This is a genomic window from Lentzea alba (genome assembly GCF_047445655.1).
GTDB classification, from domain to species: domain Bacteria; phylum Actinomycetota; class Actinomycetes; order Mycobacteriales; family Pseudonocardiaceae; genus Lentzea; species Lentzea alba_A.
In genome coordinates, this window is sequence record NZ_JAJAEG010000023.1 from 163,084 (window position 1) to 177,772 (window position 14,689).

The 14,689-nt window shown below is 68.2% G+C and carries 14 protein-coding genes and 1 riboswitch; of the genes, 6 read left to right on the plus strand and 8 right to left on the minus strand.

What is annotated here, in order from left to right:
* Nucleotides 1-10 precede the first annotated feature (10 nt).
* The 5 genes from LFM09_RS33610 to LFM09_RS33630 all read left to right on the plus strand — a co-directional run bounded on the left by LFM09_RS33610 (nt 11) and on the right by LFM09_RS33630 (nt 3,537).
* On the plus strand, nt 11-982 hold the full coding sequence (locus LFM09_RS33610; RefSeq protein WP_414100624.1) for a ribose-phosphate diphosphokinase: 972 nt from the start codon (nt 11-13) through the stop codon (nt 980-982).
* Between the two features lie 486 nt (nt 983-1,468).
* Nucleotides 1,469-2,071 carry a 50S ribosomal protein L25/general stress protein Ctc gene (locus tag LFM09_RS33615; RefSeq protein ID WP_414100605.1) on the plus strand — a complete coding sequence of 201 codons (603 nt, stop codon included), beginning with the start codon at nt 1,469-1,471 and terminating at the stop codon, nt 2,069-2,071.
* A gap of 62 nt (nt 2,072-2,133) precedes the next feature.
* The gene (locus LFM09_RS33620; RefSeq protein ID WP_414100606.1) at nt 2,134-2,640 is read left to right on the plus strand and encodes a DivIVA domain-containing protein; all 507 of its coding nucleotides are present in this window, start codon (nt 2,134-2,136) and stop codon (nt 2,638-2,640) included.
* Nucleotides 2,630-3,193, plus strand: coding sequence for an aminoacyl-tRNA hydrolase (gene pth, locus LFM09_RS33625; protein ID WP_414100607.1), 564 nt, complete (start codon nt 2,630-2,632; stop codon nt 3,191-3,193). The genes LFM09_RS33620 and pth overlap by 11 nt, the downstream gene beginning before the upstream one ends.
* A gap of 35 nt (nt 3,194-3,228) precedes the next feature.
* The gene (locus tag LFM09_RS33630; RefSeq protein ID WP_414100608.1) at nt 3,229-3,537 is read left to right on the plus strand and encodes a hypothetical protein; all 309 of its coding nucleotides are present in this window, start codon (nt 3,229-3,231) and stop codon (nt 3,535-3,537) included.
* Here LFM09_RS33630 and LFM09_RS33635 read toward each other — a convergent pair.
* Nucleotides 3,534-5,147, minus strand: coding sequence for a fatty acyl-AMP ligase (locus LFM09_RS33635; protein ID WP_414100609.1), 1,614 nt, complete (start codon nt 5,145-5,147; stop codon nt 3,534-3,536). The genes LFM09_RS33630 and LFM09_RS33635 overlap by 4 nt on opposite strands.
* A 100-nt stretch (nt 5,148-5,247) precedes the next feature.
* Here LFM09_RS33635 and LFM09_RS33640 point away from each other — a divergent pair, with 100 nt between their 5' ends.
* A complete protein-coding gene (locus tag LFM09_RS33640) occupies nt 5,248-6,537 on the plus strand; it encodes a DivIVA domain-containing protein (RefSeq protein WP_414100610.1) in 1,290 nt (429 codons plus the stop codon).
* Nucleotides 6,538-6,540: 3 nt separating this feature from the next.
* On the opposite strand, the gene LFM09_RS33645 is transcribed toward LFM09_RS33640, so the two are convergent.
* The 7 genes from LFM09_RS33645 to rsmA form a co-directional block, all read right to left on the minus strand.
* Nucleotides 6,541-8,307: an ABC-F family ATP-binding cassette domain-containing protein gene (locus LFM09_RS33645; RefSeq protein WP_414100611.1), complete on the minus strand. Its 1,767-nt coding sequence runs from the start codon at nt 8,305-8,307 to the stop codon at nt 6,541-6,543.
* Nucleotides 8,308-8,350: 43 nt separating this feature from the next.
* Nucleotides 8,351-9,352, minus strand: coding sequence for a hypothetical protein (locus LFM09_RS33650; protein ID WP_414100613.1), 1,002 nt, complete (start codon nt 9,350-9,352; stop codon nt 8,351-8,353).
* A 101-nt stretch (nt 9,353-9,453) separates the two neighbouring features.
* Nucleotides 9,454-10,416 carry a 4-(cytidine 5'-diphospho)-2-C-methyl-D-erythritol kinase gene (locus LFM09_RS33655; protein WP_414100614.1) on the minus strand — a complete coding sequence of 321 codons (963 nt, stop codon included), beginning with the start codon at nt 10,414-10,416 and terminating at the stop codon, nt 9,454-9,456.
* A 57-nt stretch (nt 10,417-10,473) separates the two neighbouring features.
* A complete protein-coding gene (locus tag LFM09_RS33660; RefSeq protein WP_414100615.1) occupies nt 10,474-11,274 on the minus strand; it encodes a MetQ/NlpA family ABC transporter substrate-binding protein in 801 nt (266 codons plus the stop codon).
* 29 nt (nt 11,275-11,303) lie between these two features.
* Nucleotides 11,304-11,987 carry a methionine ABC transporter permease gene (locus tag LFM09_RS33665; protein WP_414100616.1) on the minus strand — a complete coding sequence of 228 codons (684 nt, stop codon included), beginning with the start codon at nt 11,985-11,987 and terminating at the stop codon, nt 11,304-11,306.
* Entirely contained in the window at nt 11,984-12,982 is a 999-nt protein-coding gene (locus LFM09_RS33670; RefSeq protein ID WP_414100617.1) for a methionine ABC transporter ATP-binding protein, read from the minus strand. Before LFM09_RS33670 ends, LFM09_RS33665 begins: the two co-directional genes overlap by 4 nt.
* A 218-nt stretch (nt 12,983-13,200) precedes the next feature.
* Nucleotides 13,201-13,294: riboswitch (SAM riboswitch) on the minus strand.
* A gap of 88 nt (nt 13,295-13,382) precedes the next feature.
* Nucleotides 13,383-14,204, minus strand: coding sequence for a 16S rRNA (adenine(1518)-N(6)/adenine(1519)-N(6))-dimethyltransferase RsmA (rsmA, locus tag LFM09_RS33675; RefSeq protein ID WP_414100625.1), 822 nt, complete (start codon nt 14,202-14,204; stop codon nt 13,383-13,385).
* Nucleotides 14,205-14,689: the final 485 nt, after the last annotated feature.

Here is a 14,689-nt window from a genome sequence, read left to right on the forward strand (position 1 = left end):
GAACCCGCAGATGCCCGGCACGCCGAAGAAGAACCTGATGCTCTTCGGCGGACGCGCCTACCCCGAACTGACGGAAGAGGTCGCAAAGCACCTCAACGTCACGGTGACCCCGCAGCAGGCCTACGACTTCGCGAACGGCGAGATCTTCGTCCGCTTCGAAGAGTCCGTACGCGGCTGCGACGCCTTCGTCATCCAGTCCCACACCAGCCCCATCAACCAGTGGCTGATGGAACAGCTGATCATGGTCGACGCCCTGAAGCGCGCCTCGGCCAAGCGCATCACCGTGATCATGCCGTTCTACCCCTACAGCCGCCAGGACAAGAAGCACCGCGGCCGCGAGCCCATCTCCGCCCGCCTGGTAGCCGACCTGTTCAAGACGGCCGGCGCCGACCGCCTCGTCTCCGTCGACCTGCACACGGCCCAGATCCAGGGCTTCTTCGACGGCCCAGTCGACCACCTGTGGGCAATGCCCCTCCTGGCCGACCACATCCGCGGCAAGTACGCGGGCCACGACATCACCGTCGTCTCCCCCGACTCGGGCCGCACCAAGCTGGCCGAGAAGTGGGCCGACACCCTCGGCGGCGCGCCGATCGCGTTCATCCACAAGACCCGCGACCCGCTCCGCCCCAACGAGGTCGTCTCGAACCGCGTAGTCGGCAAGGTAGAGGGCCGCCTCTGCATCGTGATCGACGACATGGTCGACACCGGCGGCACGATCGCCGGCGCCGTGAAGCAACTCCTGAACGAGGGCGCCGCCGACGTGGTCATCGCAGCCACGCACGGCATTCTCTCCGGCCCGGCCACCCAGCGCCTGCAGGACTCCGGCGCCCGCGAGGTCGTGTTCACCGACACTCTGCCGATCCCGGCGGAGAAGCGCTTCCCGAACATGACCGTCCTGTCCATCGCGCCTCTCCTGGCCCGCGTGATCCAGGAAGTGTTCGAGGACGGCTCAGTCACCTCACTGTTCGACGGCAACGCCTGACAAAACGCCTGACAAGGACGGCTCGGCAACGCGAAGGCGAAACCGAGCCGTCTTTTCCTCACGGGCCGGGTGGGTGGTCCCGTCACGAGTCGTGACCCATCCCGCCCGGCCGCGTCCCGCAGAGCGACCACCCGCACGCAACCGGACCACCAACGGACTCACAACCGGCGCCCGCCGACGCAACCGGGGGACGACCTGCGCAACCCGCGCGAACCCCAAACCCCCGGACCTGACGCGATCCCGTGGTTGCCCACCCCCGATTAGCACCCACAACACCCCCTCACCTACACTGGTCGGGTTGCCTCGGCGAGGGCGAGCCTTCATCGGCTCGGCGTGATCGACGCGGTGGCTTGATGCCGCGCGTGTTGACTCCTGTTCCGCGTGTTGCTCGCCGCCGCTGGCCACCACCCCGTAGCTGGACCCAACGCCTGAAGACTTGTGCACCGCCCCGACGTACAAGGCCAGACTTGTAAGGAGTACCCCACCGTGTCCGAGGTCCGTCTCGCCGCTGAGCAGCGCACCGAATTCGGCAAGGGCGCCGCCCGCCGTACCCGTCGCGCCGGCAAGATCCCCGCGGTGCTCTACGGCCACGGTTCCGACCCGAAGCACCTGGCCCTGCCGGCGCTCGAGTTCGCCCGTGTCGTCCGTGAGCACGGTCAGAACGCAGTCCTCACCCTCGCCCTCGACGGCGCGAATGAGCTGGCTCTGACCAAGACCGTCACCACGCACCCCATCAAGAACTACATCGAGCACGTCGACCTGCTGATCGTCCAGCGCGGCGAGAAGGTCACCGTCGAGGTGCCGCTGGTCATCTCCGGCGAGCCCGTCTCCGGCACGCTGGTCACGCAGGACCTCACCACCATCACCATCGAGGCCGACGCGCTGAACATCCCCGAGCAGATCGAGCTCTCGATCGCGGGCGTGGCCGCCGGCACCCAGATCCACGTCAGCGACCTGAACCTCCCGGAGGGCGCCACGCTCGCCGGTGACGCTGACGCGCTCGTCGTCGCCGTCAACGAGGCGCCGTCCGCGGCGCAGCTCGAGGGCGAAGAGGCTGCTCCGGCCGCCGAGGCGACCGAGGAAAGCTGAGCCCCATCACGTCGGGCCGGACAAACGGCGCGCCACCCCCTCACGAGGGGGGAGGCGCGCCGTTGCAGTACCTGAGGCCGACCGAGATCCGGGCCAAGACCTTCCGCCGCAAGCGGCAGGGCTACGACCCGGACCAGGTGAACGAGTTCCTGCTGATCATCGCCGACGCGTTGGCAGGCCGGATCCGCCTCGACCCGAACCACGTGCGCACCGTCAGGTTCGCCACCGTGCCCAACGGCTACGACCCGCTGAGCGTCGACGGCGTCCTGCACCTGCTGGAGTTCCAGGTCCGCAACGGCATCGTGCCGCCCACTGGCCTGGAGACCGGTGACGACCTGCACGCGCGCAAGCTGCCGAAGACCGGCACCGGCTACGATCGCGCCGAAGTAGACGCGTTCATCGCCCGCGCCGCGGCCAACCTGGACGGCCGGGGTGCCATGACCTCCACCGAGGTCCGCAACACCCGGTTCAGCACCACGTCCGGCCTGCTGGGCAAGGGCTACCAGGTGCAGGCCGTGGACGCGTTGCTGGACGACCTCGAGCAGGAGTTGCGGTTCCGTGGACGATGACCTCGCCCTCATTGTCGGCCTGGGCAACCCGGGCCCGAAGTATGAAGGCAACCGCCACAACATCGGCTTCCTGGTCCTCGACGAACTGGCCGCCCGCGTAGGCGGCAAGTTCAAGGCCCACAAGTCCGGCGCCGAGATCGTCGAGGGACGCCTCTCCGGCCACCGAGTGGTCCTCGCGAAGCCGCGCAGCTTCATGAACCTCTCCGGCGGCCCGGTCTCCAGCGCAGCGAAGTTCTTCAAGCCCAGCCTGATCGTCGTGATCCACGACGAGCTGGACCTCCCGTTCGCCGCCATCCGCATGAAGCTCGGCGGCGGCGACAACGGCCACAACGGACTCCGCTCCATCACGAAGTCCTTGGGTACCAAGGACTACCACCGCGTCCGCTTCGGCGTCGACCGCCCGTCCGGCCGCCAGGACCCCGCCGACTACGTGCTGAAGGACTTCTCCACTGTGGAGCGCAAGCAGCTCGCGCTGGAGATCGACCGGGCAGCGGACGCGACCGAGGCGCTGGTCACCAAGGGCCTGGAAGCCGCCCAAAACGCCTTCCACTGAGCCGTAGGATCGTGGCGTGACCAACCGAAAGGGCCATGCCGCGTAAGCGCCCGGACGTGCTGCGCGGGCTCTCCAGCCGGTTTCGCGCCGACCTGGACCGCCTCGAACGCACCCGCAACTACCTCTGGCCGGGCGACGTCGAGCGCGCCCTCGAAGCCTGGCTCAGGTACGCGGACTCTCCAGCTCGCCGGCTATGGCTGGACGACCATCCCCCGTACTCCTGCTCGTGCGATGTCAGCCCAGCCGAATCTCGCCAGCTGCTCGAGTTCGTCGCCCACGCACTCCCCCGCAAGAGCGCGAGGGAGCTGCGCAGGCGACTCCAAGAACTCGACGACCTCTACTAGACCAACGCAGCTGCCGCGGACCGCCGAAGCTTGCCGGAAGGCGTCTTCGGCAACGTCCCCGGCGGCTGCACCACCACAGCGAACGGCCGCAACCCGACCGCGTCCATCACCCGCGCGGTCACTTCCTTGACCAGTGACTTCTCCGCCTCGGCGTCCCCGGCCAGCTTCGACTCCAGCACCACGGCGAACCGCTCCCGCTGAGTCCCCGCGTCCAACCGGACGGCCACCGCGTTGCCTGCCCGCACACCGTCCACCGAGCAGGCGGCACGCTCCACATCGGTCGGATAGATGTTCCGGCCGCCCATGATGATGACGTCCTTGCGCCGCCCGCAGACGACCACCTGGCCGTCCTCCACGATGTACCCGATGTCTCCGGTGGACAACCACCCCTCGGCGTCCTGGGTCGCCAGCGGCCCGTTCACGGTCAGATAGCCCGGTGTCACGGCCTCGCCGCGGATCTGAAGCTCACCAACGTCACGAACGCCCAGGATCTTGCCCGAGTCGTCCACGACCCTGAGTTCCAAGCCAGGCAGCGGCGGACCGAGCAACGGGAATCCACGCCCGTCCGAAGCGGGCACGGCCTTCTTGTCCGCCTCGACGGCGTCCGCATCCACCACGTCCACCGACAACCCGGTGAACAGCGGCGCAAAAGCGACACCCAGAGTGGTCTCGGCCATCCCGTAGGCGGCCAGGATCGACTCCGGACGAAGCCCGAACCGCGCCCCCGCGTCGACGAAAGCCTGAACAGCAGCGGGGTCGATCGGCTCGGCCCCGTTCAAAGCCAGCCGCATCGAAGACAAGTCGAACGAATCAGACGAAGAAGCCAATCGACGCGCCACGATCGCGTAAGCGAAGTTGGGCGCGGCGGTGATCGTCCCGCGATACCGGGTGATCAGGTCGGCCCACAACGTAGGCCGCGACAGGAAGTCGACAGGAGTGACCTTCACCAATTCCAGCCCGAACAGCATCGGCACGGTGAGGAACCCCACCATCCCCATGTCGTGGAACAGCGGCAGCCACGAAACCATGACGTCAGAGGCAGGATCCAGCGCGGCCGCGATCTCCATTCCGCGGGCGTTGGACATCAGGTTGCGGTGTGTGATGCGCACGGCTTTGGGATCCGCGGTGGACCCACTCGTCAACTGCAGCAGTGCCGTGGCATCCTCGGGAGTGGGAACAGGAGCAGCGATCGGCTCTCCGTCGAGCTCGGACAGCTTGCGATAAGGGATTCCGTGCTGGTCCAGCACAGAGGCCAAGGCGTCGAAAGGGCTGCCGAGCAGGACCAGGCGCGAGTCGATCATGGCGAGCACCCGCAGCGTGTCCTCGGCCCACTCGGCCAGGTCGGTGCGTGGTGTGGGTTGATGCAACATCGTGACGCTGCCACCACACAGCCATGCGGCCTGCACGGCTGGGGCGATCACGGCTGGTTCGGCGGCGAGCACGGCGATCGCGGTGCCCGGCGCCACATCGAGCGCACCGGCCATCCGCCGGGCGCGTTCGTGCACCTCAGCCCAGGTCCGGCGGACAGGCGCGGCGGGTTCACCCGTCGTCATGCCCCTGTCCTGGCCGCTCTTGGCCGTCGCCAGCATCACATCCACGAACTGACTCATGTTCGCGATCGTAGTGGCGCCGTTTGGTCCATCAGGGCGAAACGTTATGCCACGCGAAACGCGATACTCCCCAGTACAGGTACGCAGGAGGAGGTCATTGGTGGATCGGGGCGGCCCCGGAGCGCAGCATCGTCTACCCGCGCATCCGGCACCTCTGCTCTCCGCGCAGGACGTGGCCCTGGTCGCGTTCCACCGTCCCCCCAAGGGCGCGCGCGGGTATGACGCGGCTGAGGTGGACGCATTTCTCGACCGGGTCGAGGACACCATGCGCAGCAAAGACATCCTCACGCGGGAGGACGTGCTCAACATCAAGTTCAGCACGGCGACCCGTGATCCGGGCTACGACGTGAACGAGGTCAACGTGTTCATGGAGCTCGTGGCGGACACGCTGAGGTCCACTCCGCAACGGCAGCAGGCCGCGGCGCCCGCTCAGGGTGCGCACGCCACGTCGCAGGCGCTCAGACCCGCGGTGCGACTGTCCCCGGACGACGTTGCCGCGGTGCGCTTCCACAAGCCCAGACCGGGCACCCGCGGGTACCACGAAGGCCAGATCGACGCTTTCCTCGACCGCATCGAGGCCACCCTGCGCGGCCAGGACAACCTGACGGCGCAACAGGTTCAGGACGCCGTGTTCGGTGAGACGGCGCCCGGCACGTTCGGTTACGACGAGGAGGACGTCGACACGTTCCTCGACCTCGTCGTGCTCATGTTCGAAACGGCACCGCCTCCGGTGAAGACCCCGCCGACGACGCAGCTGCCGCAGCAGCAGCAACGACCCCAGCAGCGCCGTCCACAACCGCCGCCACGCCCTCAGCAGCAGCCGCCGGTGCAGAAGCCCGCGACGCCCAAGGCCGTCGACGCTCCGAAGCTCACCGCCGCGGACATCCGCAACGTCGCGTTCCACCGCCCGCCCCGCGGCCGCCGCGGCTACCAGGAGTCCCAGGTGGACGCCTACCTCGACCGGATCGAGGCGACGCTGCGCGGCCAGGACAACCTGACCTCCAAGGACATCCGCGACGTCCGGTTCTCCCGCCCGCTGATCGGCCGGCGCGGCTACGACGAGACCGAGGTGGACGCGTTCCTGAGCCGGGTCGAGCAGCAGCTCTCCGGACCGTTGCGCAGCATGCCGCAGGTCAGGTCGTGGAAGGACCTGCGCCAGCTGCGAATCCCCCAGGCGGCGGCCGGCCAGCGCGGCTACCGCACCGCCCAGGTCGACCGGATGCTGGAGGAGATCGGCGTCGCGCTCGACGGCATGCTCGGCGCGACCTCGGAAGAGGTGCTGAAGGCGCGCTTCAGCTACTCACTGCTGTCCGGGCAGGGCTACGACACGTCGTTCATCGACGAACTGCTGCCCCAGCTCGCAGGCGAACTGCGCCGCCGGGGCAAGTAGTCCTCAGCCCTCCACGACCTCCGCCGCGGCCATCCAGGCAGCCTCGACGTCGGACTCCTCCGCCAGCACGGCCCGGAGTTCGGCGTCGAGCTTCAGCAGCCTGTCGGGATCGGTCGCGGCCTCGGCCAGCGCGGCGTGCAGGTCGGCTTCCTTCTTGTGCAACACCTCAAGACGCCGTTCCAGCCGTGCCAGCTCCTTGCGAGCGGCGCGCTGGTCGGCGGCGTTCGAGGGCGCCTTGTCAACGGTCGGAGCCGCAACTTCCCTGTCGCGCAGCGAATCGCGGCGCTTCAGGTACTCGTCGATCCCGCCCGGCAGGTCCGTCAGCTTGCCGTCACCGAACAACGCCACGACCTTGTCGCACACGCGCTCGACGAGGTACCGGTCGTGCGAGATCACGACGAGCGTGCCCGGCCACGAGTCCAGCAGATCTTCCAGCTGCTGCAACGTGTCGATGTCCAGGTCGTTCGTCGGCTCGTCGAGCAGCAGCACGTTCGGCTCGGCCATCAGCAACCGGCACAACTGCAGCCGCCGCCGCTCGCCACCGGACAGGTCCGACACCGGCGTCCACTGCTTCTGCGACGAGAACCCGAACCGCTCGCCCAGCTGCGACGCCGACATCTCGTACTTGCCGAGGACAACGCGCCGCGCGACCTCCTCGATCGCCTCCAGCACGCGCATCGACCCGTTCAGGTCGAGCAGCTCCTGCGAGAGGTGCGCGATCTTCACCGTCGCGCCCTGGATCCGCTTGCCCGACTCGGTTTCGCGCTCACCCGCCAGCAACCGGAGCAGCGTGGTCTTGCCCGATCCGTTGACACCGACCAGACCGATCCGCTCGCCAGGACCGATGCGCCACGTCAGATCGCGCACCAGCACCCGGTCCGGAATGGACAGTGTGGCGCCTTCAAGCTCGATCACCGTGCGGCCCAAGCGCTTCTTGGCGAACGCGAGCAGCTCCACGTTGTCGCGCACCGGCGGCACGTCCGCGATCAGCGCCTCGGCGGCCTCGATGCGGTAGCGGGGCTTCGAGGTCCGCGCAGGCGCACCGCGGCGCAGCCACGCGAGCTCCTTGCGCGCCAGGTTCTGCCGCTTCTCCTCCGCCGCGTCCGCGAGCCGTTGCCGCTCGGCGCGCGCGAAGATCCAGTCGGCGTAACCGCCCTCGTACTGCTCGACCTTGCCCAGCACGACTTCCCACGTGCGGTTGCAGACCGTGTCGAGGAACCACCGGTCGTGCGTCACGACCACGAGCGCGCACTTGCGGGCCAGCAGGTGCTCCGCGAGCCACCGCACACCCTCGACGTCCAGGTGGTTCGTCGGCTCGTCCAGCACCAGCAGTTCAAGATCCTGGATCAGCGCGGCGGCCAGCGCGACCCGGCGCCGTTCACCACCGGACATCGTGGAGACCACGGAGTCCAGGCCCAGCGCGGTGATCCCGAGTCCGTCCAAAATGGACCGCACGCGGGAGTCGGACGCCCACTCGTGCTCGGCGTCGAAGCCGAGCGGGTCGATCACCGCGTTGCGCACGGTCGAGCCGTCCGGCAGCTCGGTCCGCTGCGTCACGACCGCCATCCGCAGATCGCGCGAGCGCGACACGCGCCCGTCGTCCGCGGGTTCCACCCCGGCCAGCACCTCGAGCAGCGTCGTCTTGCCGCCGCCGTTCAGGCCGACGACACCGATCCGGTCGCCCTCGTTGACGCCGAGCGACACGCCGTCGAGCAGCGGCCGGACGCCGAACGACTTCGACACGGACTCCAGGTTGACCAGGTTGGCCATCAAAACCTCACGACCTCAGAAGAAACTGCCCGTTGAAGGCTACCTACCAGGGCCAAAGGCCCTGCTCACCAGCCTCGAACAGGGACAAGGCCCACAGCGCGGCGTCCTTGGTGCCGTCGTGGCGATACCGATGCCGCGACACCGACGCCCACTGCGTGTTCCGATCGCTGAGGTCCCAGACGTGCAGGGGCACGTTCCTGGGCACCGACGAGCTCAGCGACCGGTCGAGCTCCTGGCCCTGGGTGATGACGAGAACCCGGTCGTGACGGCGGCGGCGGAACCGCTCGCGCACGACCTTCCGCAGCTCGTCCGGTTCGCGCGGGTGGTACGACCTCTCCCGCCGCCACCGCACGATCTCGGCCCGTTCACACCGGCTCGCGACCAGTTCGACCGTCTCGTCGAACTCGAACCACTCGACCGCGTCCAGTTCGGCCAGCAGCAGCGTGTGGCCGGGCAGCCGAGGCAGCGGTGGCGCCGGCGGCTTCCACCGGCCGGCGGGTGTGCCGTCCACGGCGTCGCGGTCGTACCTGCGGTCGAGGATGTGGCGGAACAGCTCCGCCTGACGCGCGTCGACCGGCTTCGGGTGCACGCGGTTCAGCACGTCACCGAGCCGGAGGTCCATCCAGGTCCGGTCGCACTGACGCACGGATTCCTCGGTGTAGAGGCGGCGCACGGCGTCGCTGATGCCGCGCTTCAACGGCTTCGGCAGCGCGCGCCCGTGGTTGTAGTTCCAGTAGTACAGCAGCCAGGTGGGGTCCAGCGGGTCCACGAGCACGGAGTCGATCACCTGCCGGGACATGCCGTGCTGACCGGCTGCGAGCCGTGCGGAGAGGAACTCTGCGGCACCCGCGCGTGCTGTGTAGTCGAGGCCGGCGACGTGACGGGTCCAGCGCAACAGCTGAGCGGTCCACTCGGGGTCCTGGACGGTGCTTCGGCGCACCAGGCTGACGTAGTGAGCGAGGCGCTCGGCGTGGAAGTTCGGCTCGCCACCGACCAGGTCCGACACGACCATCCGGAACAGCTCGCGTTGCAGCCGTCTACCCAAGTCATCTCCCCGTGGAAAGACCACGCGCGCCCCGAGAATTCGAGATCGCCCCCGTTTGGAACGGGTGCTTCGCACCGGGGCACGCGTGGCGCCAGGGGATCCTAAGCGTGGACCTCGGGCGGAGTGGGCTTCGGCTCCTCGGTCGTGATCACACGGGCGCCGTGCACCGGCCCGTTTGCGACGCGAACCGTCCGGCACACTCCCGCGCCGGCCAGCTCAGCAGCCACGCGGACCGCCGTGTCGGCGTCCTCGCACAGGAACGCCGTCGTGGGTCCGGAACCCGAGACGATGCCGGCCAGCGCACCCGCGTCGACACCCGCGCGGAGCGTCCGCCTGAGGTTCGGCCGCAGCGACACGGCGGCGGCCTGCAGGTCGTTGCCCAGCAGCAGGGCGAGCTGGCGCGGGTCGCCGGAGGACAGACCCTCCAGCACGGCCTCGACCGCACCGACGCGCGGCGGATCGCCCTCGACGCGCAGGCGGTCGAGCTCGTCGAACACGTCCGGAGTGGACAGTCCACGCCGGTCGAACGCCAGCACCCAGTGGAACTGGTGACGTGCCAGCACCGGCACGATCCGCTCGCCGCGGCCGGTGCCGAGCGCGGTGCCGCCGTACAGGGCGAAAGGCACGTCCGCGCCGAGCTTCCCGGCCAGTTCGGCCAGCTCGTCGCGGCTGATCTCCAGGCGCCACAACGACGACAGGCCGACCAGCGTCGCCGCCGCGTCCGCGCTGCCGCCCGCCATGCCACCCGCGACCGGGATGGCCTTGCGGATCACCACGCGGACCTTCGGGTCGTCCGGGTCCTTGCCGACGTGCGCCGCGAGCAACCTGACCGCGCGCCACGCGAGATTGGAGGCACCCGTGGGCACCTGGTCAGCGCCCTCGCCGTGGACCTCGACGCCGGGTTCGTCGGCCACCGCGACGGTGACCTCGTCGACCAGCGACAGCGCCTGGAAGATGGTCACCAGGTCGTGGTAGCCGTCCGGTCGCACGTCACCGACGGCCAGGTGCAGGTTGACCTTGGCCGGGACGCGGACCGTGACCGGGGGTGGAACGACTGCGAGCACCATGTCAGCCTACGGGCGTTCTGGAGTCACGGACGCCTCCCCCGGTCACTGCGAATGTCAAACCGGGATGACCGAACCGTTGAAGGTCTGCTTGATGTAGTCCTTGACCTGCTGCGATCCGAGCAGCTCCGCCAGGTCGCGGATGCGCTTGTCGTCCTTCAGCTCGGTGCGGGTGACCAGGCCGTTCGCGTTCGGGTTGCCGTCGGCCTTCTCCAGCGCCAGCGAGTCGGTGGCGGGCTTGAGGCCGGCGTCGATCGCGTAGTTGCCGTTGATCACCGAGGCGTCGGTGTCCTCCAGCGAGCGCGGCAGCTGGGCCGCCTCCAGCGGCACGAACTGCAGGTTCTTGGGGTTCTCCGCGAGGTCGCGCACGGTCGGCTGGTCCACGGCCTTGAGCTTGATCAGGCCGTTCGCTTCGAGCAGCTTCAGGCCGCGGGCCTCGTTCGTGGCGTCGTTGGCCAGCGCGACCTTCGCCCCGTTGGCCAGCTCGTCGAGCTTCTTGACCTTCTTCGAGTAGAGACCCAGCGGCTCGACGTGCACCGGTTCGACCCACTCGACCTCGGCGCCGCTCTCCTTGGTGAACGTCTCCAGGTAGGGGACGGTCTGGAAGTAGTTGGCGTCGAGCGAGCCGTCAACCAGTGCCGTGTTGGGCTGCACGTAGTCGGTGAACTCGACGACCTCGATCTTCAGACCCTTCTGCGCGGCGAGGTTGTCGGCCACGTACTTGAGGATCTGGGCGTGCGGCACGGGTGAGACGCCGACCTTGAGCGTGTCCGAAGAGGACGCACTACCGGACGAGCAAGCGGACAAAGCAGTCAAACCTGTCAAAGCGACTGCGATCAGGGCAGCACGAATACGCATTACGTTCCTTTTGAGAATTTGCTGAAGGGTCAGACGGAGGCGTGCCGGCGCCGGTCGGACGCACGGGCGGCACGGGTGAAACCGAGTTGGATCACGGTCGTGAGCACGGCGAGCCACGCCACGGTGCTCCACAGGATCCGGTCGTTGAAGCGCTGGTAGCCCTCACGGATCGCCAGGTCGCCGAGGCCACCGCCGCCGATCACGCCCGCCATGGCCGAGTAACCGATGAGCGCGATCACGGTGACGCCGATGGCGTTGATCAGCGCTGGCAACGACTCGCGGATGAGCACGCTTTTGACGATCTTCAACGTCGAGGCACCGGTCGTGATCGCGGCCTCGACCACCGTCACGTGCACCTCGGAGAGGATGTTCTGCACGAGCCGCCCGACGAACGGGATCGCACCCACGGCCAACGGCACGATGACCGCCGTACTGCCGATGGATCCGCCGACGATGAGGCGCGTGACCGACGTGAGCGCGACGAGCAGCACGATGAACGGCATCGAGCGGCCCAGGTCGGTGATGAAGCTCAGAATCCTGTGCACCGCGGGGTTCGGCCGCAACCCACCCTTGGCGGTGAGCTGCAGCCAAACACCAACGGGAACGCCCAGTGCGGTAGCGATAACAGTGGAGACGCCGACCATGTACAGCGTTTCTCCGGTGGCCTCGACGAGGTAGCTGACGACGTCGGACCAGGGTGTTGCAGACCTCACGCAGCTACTCCCTGCGGCCCCTTCAGGGACCTCTGAACAGCGCCGCCGGCCTCGCCGATCCACTCGAGCGCGGAGTCGGAGCGCTCGCCGTTCAGGCCGAGGCGGAAGCGCGCGACCGGCGTCTCGCCCAGCCGGGTCAGTCCGCCACCGACGATGTTCAGCTCGACGCCGAACCGGTGAGCGGCCTCGGGCAGCAGCGCGCCGACCGCGGCGAACCCGACGAGCACGACGTCCGCGACGCGGTCGTACGCGTTTTCGTTGATCGGGTTCAGGTCGACGGCGGGCAGCAGCGAGTTGCTGGTGCGGCTACCGGCGTCGTTGACCAGGTCGAGCACCTTGCCGTGCTCGACAACGCGGCCCTGCTCCAGCACGGCGACGTCATCGCAGATCTTCCGGACCACGCCCATGTCGTGCGTGACGACGAGAACGGTCACACCCAGCTCAGCGCGCGCACGGTCGAGCACGGTCAGCACGGAACCGGTGGTCTCCGGGTCCAGCGCGGACGTGGGCTCGTCGGCGAGCAGCACGGACGGGTTCGCGGCGAGCGCACGCGCCACGGCGATGCGCTGACGCTGCCCGCCGGACAGCTGGTCGGGGTAGGCGGCGGCCTTGTCGGTCAGGCCGACGAGGTCCAGCAGCTCACCCACGCGGGTCCGCCGCTGCGGTCCGGGCACGCCCGCGCTTTCCAGCGGCAGCGCGATGTTGCCTGCCGCGGTCCGCTGCCTGAGCAGCGAATCCCCTTGCGGTACAACGCCGATCTGCCTGCGAGCGGCCCTCAGGGCCGACCCGTCGAGACTGGTGATGTCGGTGCCGTCGACGCGGATCGCACCCGAGTCGGGGCGCTCCAGCAGCGCGACACAACGAGCGAGCGTCGACTTGCCGGCCCCGCTCGGGCCGACCACGCCGAGCACGGTGCCCGCCTCGACGTCGAGGGTCACGCCGTTCAGGGCGTTGACACCCTGGAAGGACTTGGTGAGGTTTTCGACAGTGATCACTTCTGCTCCACGGCTGCGCGCGACGGCACACATCCCCGTTGGGCGGGGGTGCGCGATCGGAGTTCTGCTCAGGTGTGTGCGCCACTCGTTGGCTGAGTGCGCGTCAAAGGACTTTGAGAAGGCGCCTTAGACGAGGTGGCGACGACATGCAGAAGCGGTGCGACGGCACTGGTCGACAACTCGACGGCGCGTCAGCATTCGCGTGGTACCCATGTGATCCTCCATCGGTCCTGGCGTTAGCACCTGCCCGCATCCAGCGGGTGGTTGCTGCGACGTCGTAGAGCCAGGTCTCTCAGTCGCTCCGGATGGCATCTCGTAGTCAACCGGACGGACGTTCGGTTGCGCAAGCCAGATTCCGATTCGTTCGACAGATCACACTGTTGGCCGAAGGATCCCCGGCCTAGACCTCCGCGATCCGGATGAAGTCGATCACGCTCAGCTGCTCGCCCCTTTGCTGGGGATCGATGCCTGCTTTTTGGAGCAGTTGGTCGACGTCTTCGACGTGCCCCTTGAGGGCTGCGCGGAGGGTTTTGCGGCGCTGGGCGAAGGCGGCGTCGACGATCTTGAAGAGGCGGTCTTGGTCCACTGTGGAGAGTGGGCTTTCGTGGCGTTGGAACCAGACCAGGCCTGAGTCGACGTTCGGGGCCGGCCAGAAGACGTTCCTGCCTACTGGGCCTGCTTTTTTGGCTTCGGCGTACCAGGCGAGCTTGACGCTCGGGACGCCGTAGATCTTGCTGCCGGGTTTGGCCGCCATCCTGTCCGCTACCTCCAGTTGGACCATCACCAGGCCCTTTTGGAGGGTCGGGAGCTCCTTCATGAGGTGGAGGACCACCGGGACGGCGACGTTGTACGGGAGGTTGGCGACGATCGCGGTGGGTTGGACGGGGAGGTCTTGTTTGGTGACCTTCATCGCGTCCTTGAGGATCACGTGGAGTTTTTCCGCGTTCTCCGGATCCATCTCGCGGGCCGTCTGAGGGAGTCGGTTGGCCAGTGGGGGGTCGATCTCCACGGCCACCACCTGCTTTGCGGCTGGTAGGAGGGCGAGAGTCAGGGAGCCCAGGCCTGGGCCCACCTCCAGGACGATGTCGTCTTCGGTGAGGTGGGCTGCGGTGACGATCTTGCGGACGGTGTTGGGGTCGTGCACGAAGTTCTGGCCCAGTTTCTTGGTTGGGCGGATGCCGAGCTCTTCGGCTAGACGGCGGACTTCGGCAGGTCCCAGCAGAGTCACCTGGGCATTCTCGCACCACCTGCGGTGACCTTGCGGGCGGGCGGGCGGGTTGCGGTGGCTAGCGCGCAGTCGCCGGACGGGTGGTCGCCTTGCGTTGGCGGGCGCCGGTTCCCTGGCGGGCGGGTCGGCTTGCGTGCGGGCGGTCGCCTTGCGTGCGTGGCCGGGCGGGTTCTTAGACGAGCTTTGGTTGCGTCATCGCCGCTTCGCGACGATTGCGATTGGGGCTTGACTTCGGGGCCCTTACGAGGCGCTGGTCGGCCTTAAAAAGCCGGGCATGTAAAGCGCCCGGCCGATCCGAAACGGTAGCGCCTCGAACCCAAAGTCAAGCCCCAACCGCCGTCGTGCGTGGGCACGTTGACACCGCACGTCACCAGACCGGTACCCAGCGCGGCACCAGGCCTTTACGAGCTCGGCTAATGAGTGCTGAGCCGGTCGTCTGGCAGGCTCGGCCTGTGGCCGCTGGTGAGTGAGCACTCTGC

Excerpts from the sequence above, each read along its gene's own strand:
- LFM09_RS33610 (WP_414100624.1), top strand. The coding sequence starts at position 11 with ATGCCCGGCACGCCGAAGAAGAACCTGATGCTCTTCGGCGGACGCGCC.
- LFM09_RS33630 (WP_414100608.1), top strand. The coding sequence starts at position 3,229 with ATGCCGCGTAAGCGCCCGGACGTGCTGCGCGGGCTCTCCAGCCGGTTT.
- LFM09_RS33635 (WP_414100609.1), bottom strand. The coding sequence starts at position 5,147 with ATGAGTCAGTTCGTGGATGTGATGCTGGCGACGGCCAAGAGCGGCCAG.
- LFM09_RS33645 (WP_414100611.1), bottom strand. The coding sequence starts at position 8,307 with ATGGCCAACCTGGTCAACCTGGAGTCCGTGTCGAAGTCGTTCGGCGTC.
- LFM09_RS33660 (WP_414100615.1), bottom strand. The coding sequence starts at position 11,274 with ATGCGTATTCGTGCTGCCCTGATCGCAGTCGCTTTGACAGGTTTGACT.